Annotated in this window: 11 protein-coding genes; 6 read left to right on the forward strand and 5 right to left on the reverse strand. The window is 72.8% G+C overall.

Translation table 11 applies throughout. The features are described from left to right. The first annotated feature begins 175 nt into the window (after nt 1–175). Nucleotides 176–1,879 (forward strand): coiled-coil domain-containing protein, encoded by a 1,704-nt coding sequence (locus tag Q2K21_RS01915; RefSeq protein WP_386275941.1) that lies wholly within the window; start codon nt 176–178, stop codon nt 1,877–1,879. 109 nt (nt 1,880–1,988) lie between these two features. On the opposite strand, the gene Q2K21_RS01920 is transcribed toward Q2K21_RS01915, so the two are convergent. Then, nucleotides 1,989–3,329: a PH domain-containing protein gene (locus tag Q2K21_RS01920; RefSeq protein ID WP_386275946.1), complete on the reverse strand. Its 1,341-nt coding sequence runs from the start codon at nt 3,327–3,329 to the stop codon at nt 1,989–1,991. 59 nt (nt 3,330–3,388) lie between these two features. Beyond that, complete coding sequence (locus Q2K21_RS01925) at nt 3,389–3,880, reverse strand: PH domain-containing protein (RefSeq protein WP_310763310.1); 492 nt, start codon at nt 3,878–3,880, stop codon at nt 3,389–3,391. Between the two features lie 31 nt (nt 3,881–3,911). On the opposite strand from Q2K21_RS01925, the gene Q2K21_RS01930 reads away from it, so the two are divergent. Continuing rightward, on the forward strand, nt 3,912–5,063 hold the full coding sequence (locus Q2K21_RS01930; protein WP_310763311.1) for an NADH-quinone oxidoreductase subunit D: 1,152 nt from the start codon (nt 3,912–3,914) through the stop codon (nt 5,061–5,063). On the opposite strand, the gene Q2K21_RS01935 is transcribed toward Q2K21_RS01930, so the two are convergent. Continuing rightward, on the reverse strand, nt 5,028–6,041 hold the full coding sequence (locus Q2K21_RS01935) for an SAM-dependent methyltransferase (protein WP_310763312.1): 1,014 nt from the start codon (nt 6,039–6,041) through the stop codon (nt 5,028–5,030). The two genes, Q2K21_RS01930 and Q2K21_RS01935, sit on opposite strands and share 36 nt — an antisense overlap. A gap of 323 nt (nt 6,042–6,364) precedes the next feature. Here Q2K21_RS01935 and Q2K21_RS01940 point away from each other — a divergent pair, with 323 nt between their 5' ends. The 3 genes from Q2K21_RS01940 to Q2K21_RS01950 all read left to right on the forward strand — a co-directional run bounded on the left by Q2K21_RS01940 (nt 6,365) and on the right by Q2K21_RS01950 (nt 8,994). After that, complete coding sequence (locus Q2K21_RS01940; RefSeq protein ID WP_310763313.1) at nt 6,365–7,570, forward strand: sensor histidine kinase; 1,206 nt, start codon at nt 6,365–6,367, stop codon at nt 7,568–7,570. Between the two features lie 74 nt (nt 7,571–7,644). Further along, on the forward strand, nt 7,645–8,316 hold the full coding sequence (locus tag Q2K21_RS01945) for a response regulator transcription factor (RefSeq protein ID WP_310763314.1): 672 nt from the start codon (nt 7,645–7,647) through the stop codon (nt 8,314–8,316). Between the two features lie 45 nt (nt 8,317–8,361). Then, the gene (locus Q2K21_RS01950; protein ID WP_310763315.1) at nt 8,362–8,994 is read left to right on the forward strand and encodes an ATP-binding protein; all 633 of its coding nucleotides are present in this window, start codon (nt 8,362–8,364) and stop codon (nt 8,992–8,994) included. Between the two features lie 21 nt (nt 8,995–9,015). Here the strand turns inward: Q2K21_RS01950 and Q2K21_RS01955 are convergent, their stop codons facing one another. Continuing rightward, a complete protein-coding gene (locus tag Q2K21_RS01955; protein WP_310763316.1) occupies nt 9,016–10,122 on the reverse strand; it encodes a DUF5937 family protein in 1,107 nt (368 codons plus the stop codon). A 159-nt stretch (nt 10,123–10,281) separates the two neighbouring features. Here Q2K21_RS01955 and Q2K21_RS01960 point away from each other — a divergent pair, with 159 nt between their 5' ends. Beyond that, nucleotides 10,282–10,500, forward strand: a complete 219-nt coding sequence (locus Q2K21_RS01960) for a hypothetical protein (protein WP_310763317.1) — start codon at nt 10,282–10,284, stop codon at nt 10,498–10,500. Nucleotides 10,501–10,685: 185 nt separating this feature from the next. Here the strand turns inward: Q2K21_RS01960 and Q2K21_RS01965 are convergent, their stop codons facing one another. After that, the gene (locus Q2K21_RS01965) at nt 10,686–11,894 is read right to left on the reverse strand and encodes a threonine aldolase family protein (protein ID WP_386275942.1); all 1,209 of its coding nucleotides are present in this window, start codon (nt 11,892–11,894) and stop codon (nt 10,686–10,688) included. Nucleotides 11,895–11,947: the final 53 nt, after the last annotated feature.

Raw genomic sequence — 11,947 nt, forward strand, 5'->3', positions numbered from 1 at the left:
CCGACGATCTCGCTTTCGGGGGTCCATGACGTGTCTGCGCCGAAGGGAATGCGCCGGATTTGGGAGCGGCATGTTCCGTTTTCGGTGCCGGTGGGGCTGTGCGAAGGCTTCGGGGTAGCCGTGTTTTTACCGGGCGGGGCACCATCATTCGCCTACGCGCGGTAAGTTTCTGGCCATGCCACGTGGACGTCACCGTCATTCCCCGCCCTTGCACAGACTGTTGCCTCCTTCGGTGATCGCCGGCGTCTCGGTCGTATGCGCCGTGGGGCCCTGGCTGTTCACGGAGCCGCTGGTGCTCCGTGGGCTGGCCGCGGGTGCCGCCGTGACGACGGCCGTCGGCGCGTATGTCATGCGCCGCTGGGACGCGGCCGCGGGCAAACAGGTCGCCGACCTCACGCGCGCGCGGGCGAGCGACGAGTGGCGCCACGAGGAGCGGGTCGCCGAGCTGGAGACCGACCTGGAGGAGTCGCGCGAGCTGCGCACCAAGCTGGAGCAGAAGCTGCGGGCCAAGCGCGCGGAGCTGGCGAAGCTGCGCAACGAGCATGCGGCGCTGCTGCGGCGGTACGCCACGGCGGAGACCGAGCGCGCGAGCGCCCTGGAGGGCCGCCGCCAGCTCGCGATCGAGGCGTCGGCTCCGACACGGGCCCTGCCGGCGGCCCCGGTGACGACCGCCGCGCGGGAGGACTCCGCCGCGCGGGACGCCTTCACCGAGCGGAAGACACCGGACACCGCGGAGCACGCGGACACCGTGGAGCACGCGGACGCCGTGGAGAAGGCGGGCGCAGCGGAGAAGGCGGACGCCGTCAAGAACGCGGCTGCCGCTGCGGACGTGCGGGACGCCGAGGGTGTGGCTCCCTCGGCCGCGACCGAGCCGGAGCAGGACGCCGAGCCCGAGGCGTCGGCTCCCCGGGTGTTCTCCCCGGAGGGTTCCTCGCTCTTCCTGCGGGCCGACTCGGCGCTGGCGCGGCTCGCCAAGGAGGACGCCGACGCGGCGCAGGAGGACACCGGCCCGTCCCTGGAGGAGGGCGACGCGGAGGCGGAGGGCGACGCCGCGGAGGCGACCGCTGCCGTGGAGGAGAGCGACACGCCGGAGGCGACGGACGCTTCCCCGGAGACGACGGCCTCCGAAGAGGCATCGCCCTCCGAAGAGGCGACGGCGTCCGAAAAGGCGACGGCCTCCGAAGAGACGACGGACACCGTCGAAGCGGTGGCGGACACCGACCGGGAGGCGACGGACACCGACCGAGAGGCGACGGACACCGACCGAGAGGCGCCGGAAACCGTCGAAGACGCACCGGACACCGCCGCGTCGGCCGGCCCCGCGAAGGGCGACGCCCGCAAGGCCTCCGGGAGCTCCACGAACACCTCGCCCCCGAAGGGAGGCCCCGACGGCGGCGGCAAGAAGCAGCGCTCCGCCCGGCCCGAGGCCCCCGAGGCCGCCGCCAAGGAGGACGGTGCGGGCCAGGAGGCCGAGGCCGAGGGGAAGCCCGCGGCGGTCGCCGGGCAGGAGCACGCGGCCGCCCCGACCGCGCAGCAGCTCCAGCCGGCCGTCACCCAGCCGCCCCGCACCGCCGGGCACTTCGCCGTGCCGACCGCCGTGGCCGTCGTACCGGAGGCTCCGCGGCGGCGCCCCACCGTCGAGGGCGGATTCGACTTCTTCGGCACGCAGAAGTCCCTGGCGGCCCTGGAGTCCGTGCAGAACGAGGACCTCGCGGACGTCGTCGGCCAGGAGGCGCTCGCCGTGCACAAGGCGGAGTCCGAGTCCGCCTTCAAGGCCGCGGACCCGCAGGCGCGCGCCGTCGGCCAGGTCATCGACCTGACGGCCCATGACGAGACCGAACAGATCGACCTCCAGGGGCTGCGCACCGCGGCGTCCTGAGCCCGGTCGGCACGGACGTACGTGCCGACATGGACATACGTGAGGGGCGGCGGCACGCCGAGTGCCACCGCCCCTCACGTATGTCCGGTGTCCGGTCGCTCGCGGGTCCCTACGACGCCATCCACCGGTCGGGTCCCGCGTCCCGCCGCCCCGTACGCGACCGGTCCGCCTGCGCGTACAGCAGCGCCGCCGCCTCCTCGGCGTCCCGCAGGCGAGCGGTCACCGTCTTGTTCGCGCCGGTGTCCACCTGTACGTCGGCGACCCGCCTGAACCGCTGCCACGGCCCCTGCGTCAGCCGTACGCTCTGCACCTTCGCGTGCGGAACGAGGGACAGGCTGCGGCGCAGCAGGCCGTGCCGGGCGGCGAAGACCGCGTCGGTGACGGCGAGTCCATAGCCGCGCCACCAGAAGGGGACGCACCAGCCCGCGCGGCGCGGGGGCCGGGACAAGGACGCGGGCACGGTCGCCCCGGGCAGGACCCGCGCGATCACCGACTCGGCGACCGTGCGCGGCGCGACCGGCACCAGCACCGAGTTGGACGAGCCCGCCACGTCCAGCTCCACCCGCACCCACCCCCGTCGCCGCCACAGCAGCGGCTCCACGATCCGTACGGTCTGCACGCGCCCCGGAGGCACCGTCTCGTGCGCCCGGTCGAGCAGCCCGTGGTCGATGCGGAGCCCGTCCGGCGACTCGCCGACCGTCCAGTCGTACTCGTTGACGAACCGCCCGGCGCTGCTCGCGCCCGCCGCGCCGAGCAGCGGCAGCCCGGCGGCGAGCACTGTCCACAGGCTGTGGGTGGCGAACCACAGCACCGGCGGAACGACGAGCGCGGCGGCCAGGGAGCCCCAGGTCGCGCCGGTCAGCAGGAGGGAGACCACGAGCATGCCCGGCGGCACGTGCAGCAGCGGTCGTACGGGTGCCTCGCCGACCTCGTGCGCGGTCTCGGGGGCGAAACCGGCGGCCCGGGCCAGGAGTTCGGCGCGCAGCGCCCGCGCATCGTCCTCGCCGAGATAGGCGAGTTCGTCCTTCTTGTCCGTCCCGATGACGTCGAGCTTCAGCTTGGCGACGCCGGCGACCCGGGCCAGCAGCGGCTGGGTGACGTCGACGGCCTGAAGCCGGTCGAGCCGGATGTGCGCGGTACGGCGGAACAGCAGGCCCGTACGGATGCGCAGTTCGGTGTCCGTCACCGCGAAGTGTGTGAACCACCAGGCCAGAAAGCCGTACACAGAGGCGGCCGCGACGAGGACGGCGAGACCTGTGAGGAGGGTGGCCGTGGTCAGTCTCGTCAGTTGTTCCTGGGCCTGGCGGGGGTCGTGCGCCGCCCAGCCGACGATCACAGTGACGGGCGCCCAGGCACGCCGCAGCGGGGTCACGGGGTGCAGCCGCCGCTCGGCGACCTCCTGCCCCTCGGACGTGCCGGGCCCCTCGGGTATGCCGGGCCCCTCGGGTATGCCGGGCCCCTCGGATTTGTCGGGCCCCCCGGATATACCGGGTTGCGCCCCGGGCGTGTTCACAGCCCCGCCGATCGGGCCTCGCCCAGCTCGGTCAGCCGGTCCCGCAGCCGTTCCGCCTCGGCCGGGTCCAGCCCCGGGATGGTGGCGTCGGTCGCCGCGGCCGCGGTGTGCAGTTGCAGGCTCGCCAGCCCGAAGTGCCGCTCCACCGGTCCGGAGGTGACCTCCACGAGCTGCATGCGCCCGTACGGCACCACGGTCTCCTCACGCCACAGCACGCCCCGGCTGATCAGCAGGTCGTCCGCTCGCTCGGTGTACCGCCAGGAGCGCCAGTTGCGGCCCAGCAGTACCCAGCCCCACAGCAGCAGGGACAGCGGCAGCAGCGCGAACAGTGCCCAGGCAGGCCCGGCGAACAGGCCCAGGAGCACTCCCACGACGACCGCCAGCAGTCCCAGCCACACCACCAGCAACAGCCGTCGCATCCTCAGCAGCCCCGGCGGCAGCCCCGTCCAGACGTGCTCGCCGCCCTTGCCCACGGTCCCCGTTTCCATGCCGCAAGGGTACGTACGAGAGACTGTCCTCATGACTCCTACGACGGAGACCATGGTCGGGATCGGCGGCGCCGCGGAGAGCACCGACATGGTGCTCAACATCGGCCCCCAGCACCCGTCCACACACGGAGTGCTGCGGCTGCGGCTCGTGCTGGACGGCGAGCGGATCAGGCACGCGGAGCCCGTCATCGGGTACATGCACCGCGGCGCGGAGAAGCTGTTCGAGGCGCGTGACTACCGCCAGATCATCATGCTCGCCAACCGCCACGACTGGCTCTCCGCCTTCTCGAACGAGCTGGGCGTGGTTCTCGCCGTCGAGCGGATGCTCGGCATGGAGGTCCCCGAGCGCGCGGTGTGGATGCGGACGCTCCTCGCGGAGCTGAACCGGGTCCTGAACCACCTGATGTTCCTCGGCTCGTACCCGCTGGAGCTGGGCGGCATCACGCCGGTGTTCTACGCGTTCCGGGAGCGCGAGGAGCTCCAGAACGTGATGGAGGAGATCTCCGGCGGGCGCATGCACTACATGTTCAACCGGGTGGGCGGTCTCAAGGAGGACCTGCCCGCGGGCTGGACCGCACGCGCGCGTACCGCCGTCTCCGACGTGCGCTCCCGCATGGACCGGTTCGACGACCTCGTGCTCGGCAACGAGATCTTCCGGGGGCGCACCCGGGACGTGGGCGTCCTCACGCCTGAGGCCGTGCACGCGTACGGCGTGAGCGGGCCGATCGCGCGCGCCTCGGGCGTGGATTTCGACCTGCGCCGCGACGAGCCCTACCTGGCGTACGGGGAGCTGCAGGACACGCTGAAGGTCGTCACCCGGCACGAGGGCGACTGTCTGGCCCGCTTCGAGTGCCTGCTGGAGCAGACGCACAACGCGCTCGACCTGGCCGACGCGTGCCTGGACCGGCTGGCCGAGCTGCCGCCCGGGCCGATCAACCAGCGCCTGCCGAAGGTGCTCAAGGCGCCCGAGGGCCACACCTACGCCTGGACCGAGAACCCGCTCGGCATCAACGGCTACTACCTGGTCAGCAAGGGCGACAAGACCCCGTACCGGCTGAAGCTGCGCTCGGCCTCGTACAACAACATCCAGGCACTGACCGAACTGCTGCCGGGGACGCTGGTCGCGGACATGGTGGCGATCCTGGGGTCAATGTTCTTCGTGGTCGGGGACATCGACAAGTAGGGCGTCGGGGACGCCCACGGGCTGGAGCAGCCAGCCGAAGTCACCGAGGCCGCCGGACGCGGTGAGCTCGGCGGCGGCTCCGGCCTGCGCGAGCGCGTGCACGTACGCCGTGGGGTTCGTGGACGCGAGCGTGAGCGGGGGGCGCGCGCCGGTGATCCCCAGGGCGCGCAGGGCCGCGCGCTGGGTCAGCAGCCGCCCTCCCGGCAGGGCGCACGCGTCCAGCGCCACGTGCGCCGTGATGTCGCACGAGCCGTCCGGCACGGGGGCCGTCTCCCGGCCCGCGCGGAACCCCGTGAGTGTCCCGAAGGGCGGCCGGGCGTCCGCGCGGTGCGCGTAGTCGACCGCGACGGCGAGTCCGCGGTCGAGGGTGGCGACGGCGGCGGCCCAGGCGGTGTCCCTCGGGAGGCCGATCTCGGCGCGGCAGCCTTCGCCGGACAGCGGCCACCAACGCGCCAGCCACTCCGCGTCCGCGCCCACGACCGGCTCGCCGAGGCGCTCGGTCCCGTCCTCCCGCACAAGGACCAGCCGGGGTACGCCGTCGGCGCCGATCTCGGCGACCTCCACCGGCACGTTGTCCAGCCACTCGTTCGCGAACAGCAGCCCGGTGATCCCCTCCGGGGGCCTCTCCAGCCATTCGACGCGCCGATCGAGGTCCTCGGGACGGTCGGCGATCTCGACGCCATAGGCGCGCGTCCGGGCGGCGACGTCCTCGGGCAGCGCGTCCAGCACACCGCCGACCAACTCGCCCCGGCCGGCCGCCATGTCCACGAACGCCAGCTCGGCGGGCTGCCCGAGCGCCGCGTCGACCCGGCACAGCAGCCGGGCCACGGCGACGGCGAACAGCGGCGAGGCGTGCACGGACGTACGGAAGTGCCCCGCGGGCCCCTCGGGCCGCCGGTAGAACCCGTCCGCCCCGTACAGCGCCTCCTGGGCCGCCGCCCGCCATCCGCGCCACTCGCCGTTCGCCTTGTGTGCCACGGGGTCAGGCTAGGTCCTGTCGTCAAACTCCCGTCGTCCGCCCGGAGGCCGGGCGCTGCGGCGTCGGGGCCTCGGTGGGACGAGGTGAAGGTGCGGAGGTGGGAGGCGGCGTGTGCGACCGGCGTGTGCCTTGCGCGCCCCTGGCACGGCGCGCGCAACAGCCCCGCGCACCCCCGGGCTCCGGCGGCTTCGGCGCGTTCCCGCGCGGCCTGCCCTAACCGTTGGGGATCATGGAGCATCCACCTTGCGGAGTACGCCCGCCCGTCGCGGATCGGCCCTCCGGTTGACCCCCGCACTCCGTGCGCTTCCCTACGCTGGGTTACGTGCAGCGCCTCTATGACTTCCTCCGCAGGCACCCGACGTGGGTCGACAGCTTCTGGGCCGTCGTCCTGTTCGGGCTCTCCTGCGTGAGTCTGCCGAACCTCGACGAGGCGTCGGACCACCATGGATCGCTCCCCGTGGGGCTCACGATCTCCGCCGTCCTGTCCGTGGTCGTCGCGCTGCGCCGCCGCATGCCCGAGAAGATGCTCCTCGTGGCCGCCGCGGCGGCAGTGGCGCAGCTGGTCCTGGACGAACAGCAGATGGTCGCCGACTTCGCCCTGCTGGTGATCATCTACACGGTCGCCGCGGACGGCGCACGCTGGGCCTCCCGCGTCGGCCTGATCGGTGGCCTGTGCGCCGCCTCCCTGTCGCAGATCCGCTGGGCGGATCACCAGGCGAGCGCGCTGGCCAATGTCGCGATCACCGTCTTCCAGACCGTGCCCTTCGCCCTCGCCTGGGTCCTCGGCGACTCCCTGCGCACCCGCCGCGCCTACCTCGCCCAGCTGGAGGAGCGCGCCGCCCGGCTGGAGAAGGAGCGCGAGGCGCAGGCCAAGGTCGCGGTCGCCGCCGAACGCGCCCGCATCGCCCGTGAGCTGCACGACGTGGTCGCGCACAACGTGTCGGTGATGGTGGTGCAGGCGGACGGCGCCGCCTATGTCCTCGACACCGCACCCGACCAGGCGAAGAAGGCCCTGGAGACGATCTCCGGGACCGGCCGCCAGGCCCTCGCCGAGATGCGCCGCCTGCTCGGCGTGCTGCGCACCGGTGAGCACAAGGAGGTCGGCGAGTACGTTCCGCAGCCCGACGTCGAGCAGATCGACGACCTCGTCGAGCAGTGCCGCAGCTCGGGCCTGCCCGTCGACTTCAAGGTGGAGGGCACCCCGCGCCCGTTGCCCAGCGGCGTCGAGCTGACGGCGTACCGCATTGTCCAGGAGGCGCTCACCAACACCCGCAAGCACGGGGGTCCCAACGCGGGCGCGAGCGTGCGCCTTGTGTACTTCGACGACGGACTCGGACTGCTCGTCGAGGACGACGGCAAGGGCGCCCCGCACGAGCTGTACGAGGAGGGCGGCGCCGACGGCCAGGGACATGGGCTGATCGGTATGCGCGAACGCGTCGGCATGGTCGGCGGAACCCTGGACGCGGGCCCCCGCCCTGGTGGAGGCTTCCGGATCAGCGCCCTGCTGCCGCTGAAACCGGCCCATTGACACGTGCACTCCCGCCCGACCGCCCACGCCACGCCCCCGCCCACCGACCGAACTCCGACCGGAGGACCCCCGCCATGCCGATCCGCGTGATGCTCGTCGACGACCAGGTGCTGCTGCGCACCGGGTTCCGGATGGTGCTCGCCGCCCAGCCGGACATGGAGGTCGTCGCGGAGGCGGGCGACGGCGTCGAGGCCCTTCAGGTGCTGCGCTCGACCGCGGTCGACGTGGTCCTCATGGACGTCCGCATGCCGAAGCTCGACGGGGTGGAGACCACGCGCCGCATCTGCTCGGAGCCCAACCCCCCGAAGGTGCTGATCCTGACCACCTTCGACCTCGACGAGTACGCGTTCTCCGGGCTGAAGGCGGGCGCCTCCGGCTTCATGCTCAAGGACGTCCCGCCCGGCGAACTGCTGGCGGCCATCCGCTCCGTGCACAGCGGTGACGCCGTGGTCGCGCCCTCCACCACCCGCCGCCTCCTCGACCGGTTCGCGCCGATGCTGCCGGGCGGCACCACGGAGCCCCGGCACAAGGAGCTGGAACGGCTCACGGAGCGCGAGCGCGAGGTCATGATGCTGGTGGCGCAGGGACTGTCGAACGGGGAGATCGCGGCTCGGTTGGTGCTGTCGGAGGCGACCGTCAAGACGCACGTGGGCCGCATCCTGACCAAGCTGGGGCTCAGGGACCGGGTGCAGGTGGTCGTCCTCGCGTACGAGACCGGTCTCGTACGGGCGGGCGGACACGGTTGAGTCAACACGGACTTCCGTTCCGCCGACGCCCACTAGGGTCTGCGCATGCTCCTGTGGATCAACGGCCCCTTCGGGGGCGGAAAGACACAGACCGCACACGAGATCCAGCGCCGCCTGCCCGGCAGCGTGATCTGTGATCCGGAACACGTCGGCTTCGGACTGCACCGCATGCTGCCGCCCGCACTACGAGGTGACTTCCAGGATCTGGTGTCCTGGAGGCAGGGCGTGGTCGAGGTCCTCGACCTGGCGCTCGGCAAGCACGACGGCGTCGTCATCGTTCCCATGACGGTCACCGACTCCGGCTGCTTCGAGGAGACGGTCGGCCGATTGCGTGAACGGGGCCACGACGTACGGCACTTCGCCCTGCTCGCCGAACGCGAGACCGTCCTGAAGCGGCTGCGGGGGCGCGGCTTCGGGCACCTGCTCCAGTACGTCGCCGGGAAGGACGCCCCGCTGCGCCGGGAGAGCTGGGCCGTCCAGCAGCTCGACCACTGCCTGGAGCGGCTGCACAAGCCGGAATTCGCCGAGCACCTGTGGACGGACCACTCGACGGTGCCGAAGACGGCGGACCGGATCGCGGTGCTGGCCGGGCTGAAGCTCGAACCCAACACCGAGGGCGCCCTGCGGAACCGGCTGCGACAGGCGAAGGTCCAGCTCAAGCACATCCGGTTCGACTGACGGCCACTTGGGTCCGGCGTACTACCTGAGGATCCCCTCCAGGAAGTCGCTGCCCAGCCGGGCCACCGCGGTCACGTCCAGCTGGTGCAGGACATACCGGCCGCGGCGGCGGGTGGTGAGCAGGCCCGCCTTCTTCAGGGCACTCAGATGCCGGGATATCTCGGGCGCGGTCATGCCGTGCACCTGGGCCAACTCGCCCGTGGTGAAGGCGCTGCGGGCCAGACTGCGGCACATCCGCATCCGTACCGGGTGGGACAGGGCGGCCATCCGCAGGGTCAGCTGCTCCAGCGACGGCGGGGCCGTCAGCTCCGGGGAGCCGACCGGGTAGTGCAGCACCGGCTGCCAGCCGTACCGGTGCAGGACCATCAGGTGCGGCCAGCCCAGGCTGGTGGGGACGAGCAGCAGGCCGCCGCCCGCCGTGGCGGTGCGGCCCTCGCCGAGCTTGTCGACGGTGATCCGGCCCGCTTCCGCGTCGAGAGCCACCGCGGGGGACACCGATCCCAGCGCCTCGGCCAGGCCCCTGCGCCGCAGGAGGTCCGTCTTGTGGCGGGCGTCCGCCGCGAGTTGGTGGCGCAGCCGGGACCAGGTGTCCGCGAAGAACGCCTCGTCGCAGTCCTCCAGGAACTGCCGCAGCCAGGACCGGGTCCGCGGCGGGTCGGTCAGCAGCCGCTCACTGAACCGCAGTTGCCGCGGTCCGCGCGCGGCGGCCAGCTCCAGGGCGCGCCGACGCACCTCGGCGTCCGCGAGCGCGGTCGGCCCGTGCGTGCTGTAACAGGTGGCGCAGGTGAACTCCAGGGCCGCGTCGACGAACTGTTCGTCACTCAGCTTGTCCAGCAGGTCCAGATCCTCGGCGAGCGTCGCGCCGGGCAGGGCGGTGCCACCCGGGATGCCCGCGTACGGCAGGAAGAGGTCGGAGAACGTCGACCGCCACAGGAAGTCGGCCTCGCACATCCGGTCGGCCAGATGCGGGTCGAGGCGGGAGGTCACGCTCGTCACCCAGCCCTGCAGGCCCGGATGGTGCCCCGGCTCGGCCAGCGCGTGCAGCGCCATGCTGAGCTCGGCGAGGGGCGAGGGCACGACGGAGACCCTCTCCGGCCGTAGCCCGGTGATGTCGATGTCCACGCTCATGACGTCATGGTGCACTCCGCCACTGACAACGCGGGCCTCGGTTGACGGCAGCCGTCAATCGACGCGACACCGGTCCGCGCCCGGGCGCAGCCTGGGATCACCGGGGCAGCCGCGGAGCCTACGGATCCCTGTCTCCACGTCCCGAAGAGGCGATCCGTCATGAGCATCACCGAGCAGTACCTCCTCGACGCCTACCGCGCCCAGCAGCTCGGCCGGCCCTCCCCGCCCGCGCCCGGTGCCCACGACTGGCAGGCCGTGCGCGAGCTGCGCGACCACTGGCAGTTCCGGGCGGTGACGGCGGGCCGCCCGGAACACGGACGGCTGCGGGCGGCGCTGTCCCGGTGGCTGTACGACCGCCGCCCGTACCCCGGCCGCTGAGCGCCTCGCGGCTCCCTGTCGTCCGGCGTCCGGGCGGCCTGGTTCGGGCCCGCCTGACACATCCCCGCCTGCCCGGCGACGCCTGGCACGCACTCCCCGAGCTCTCGGCTTCCGCCGGCGGGGGACCCATGACGCCGTCGGCCCCGCCTTCCGGACGGACGACGGGAATGTGTCAGGCAGGCCGCCTAGGCCTGCGGCAGCCGCCCGACGAACTCCGTCACCGCCGTCTTCACGTCGTCCGGCGTCCACTCCAGCCCGTCGGCCCGTACCTCTACCTCGGTGAAGGACAGGTCCGGGCCGCTGCGGCCCCAGGGGCCGGCGAACAGCAGGGTCCCGGTCTCCTCGGCCTGCCGTATCGCGGCCTCCCCGAGGACCTCGGCGTCGTACGGCAGCCAGACCTGGAACTCGTGGGTGTGCGGCTCCCCGGGGTGCACGCGCGCCCACGGCACCCCGGCCGCCGCGAAACCCTCGCGCAACGCGGCGGCGACCACGCGCGCGTGGCGCACGTACTCCGGCAGCCGGGGCAGTTCCCGCTCCAGGCCTATGAGGGCCGACAGCGCTGTCGGGAACTGCTGGAAGATCTGGCCGCCGTACCGGTGCCGCCAGACCTTCGCCTCCTCGACCAGCGTCTGCGGGCCGGCGAGTGCCGCACCCCCGAAGCCGTCGAGTGACTTGTAGAACGACACGTAGACGCTGTCCGCGAGGCCCGCGATCTCGTCCAGCGGGCGGCCGAAGTGGACGGTGGTCTCCCACAGGCGGGCGCCGTCGAAGTGCACCACCGCGTCGCGCTCGTGCGCGGCCTCCACGACCTCGGTCAGCTCATCGAAGGAGGGCAGTACGAAACCGGCGTCCCTCAGGGGCAGCTCCAGCATCAGCGCCCCGAAGGGTTCCTCGAAGTCGCGTACCTCGTCGGCGGTCGGCAGCCGGGGCTCGCTCGTCACATGTACCGGGCGCAGTCCGCTGACCTCGCTGAACGCTTTCCGTTCGTGTGCTTCGGGGTGGGCGAGCGCGTGCAGGGCCACCCTGGGGTTCCCCGTGCGGCCCGCCCAGCAGCGCAGGGCCACCTGCTGGGCCATCGTGCCCGTCGGGAAGAAGGCGGCCGCCTCCTTGCCGAGCAGCCCGGCGACCTTCTTCTCCAGGGCCGCGACGACCCCGTTGCCGTAGATGTCGGCGTTCTCGTCCAGGTCGTACAGGTCCTGCGCGCCGTCCAGCAGCGCCAGTCGCTCCCGGAGCGTCCCCAGGAAGCCCGGGCGCGCCAGGATGCGCTCCGCGGTGCGGATGGCGGTGCGTCGGCGCTCCCGCCGCAGGCGCAGCTCCTCCTCCGGCGTCTGGGCCGGTCGCCGCTCGTCCTGCCCGGCCGTCGACTCCTCGTCCCGTTCCGCCGTCTGCCCCACGTCGCCTCCGCGTTTGTGTTGATCCCCCGGAGCGTGTCGCGTGCCGCTCCGCC

This window comes from Streptomyces sp. CGMCC 4.7035, from assembly GCF_031583065.1.
Classification (GTDB): domain Bacteria; phylum Actinomycetota; class Actinomycetes; order Streptomycetales; family Streptomycetaceae; genus Streptomyces; species Streptomyces yaanensis.

What these genes read in the sequence shown, in the direction of transcription:
- Q2K21_RS01915 (WP_386275941.1), top strand. Translation starts at nt 176, where the DNA reads ATGCCACGTGGACGTCACCGTCATTCCCCGCCCTTGCACAGACTGTTG.
- Q2K21_RS01925 (WP_310763310.1), bottom strand. Translation starts at nt 3,880, where the DNA reads ATGGAAACGGGGACCGTGGGCAAGGGCGGCGAGCACGTCTGGACGGGG.
- Q2K21_RS01930 (WP_310763311.1), top strand. Translation starts at nt 3,912, where the DNA reads ATGACTCCTACGACGGAGACCATGGTCGGGATCGGCGGCGCCGCGGAG.
- Q2K21_RS01945 (WP_310763314.1), top strand. Translation starts at nt 7,645, where the DNA reads ATGCCGATCCGCGTGATGCTCGTCGACGACCAGGTGCTGCTGCGCACC.
- Q2K21_RS01950 (WP_310763315.1), top strand. Translation starts at nt 8,362, where the DNA reads ATGCTCCTGTGGATCAACGGCCCCTTCGGGGGCGGAAAGACACAGACC.
- Q2K21_RS01955 (WP_310763316.1), bottom strand. Translation starts at nt 10,122, where the DNA reads ATGAGCGTGGACATCGACATCACCGGGCTACGGCCGGAGAGGGTCTCC.
- Q2K21_RS01960 (WP_310763317.1), top strand. Translation starts at nt 10,282, where the DNA reads ATGAGCATCACCGAGCAGTACCTCCTCGACGCCTACCGCGCCCAGCAG.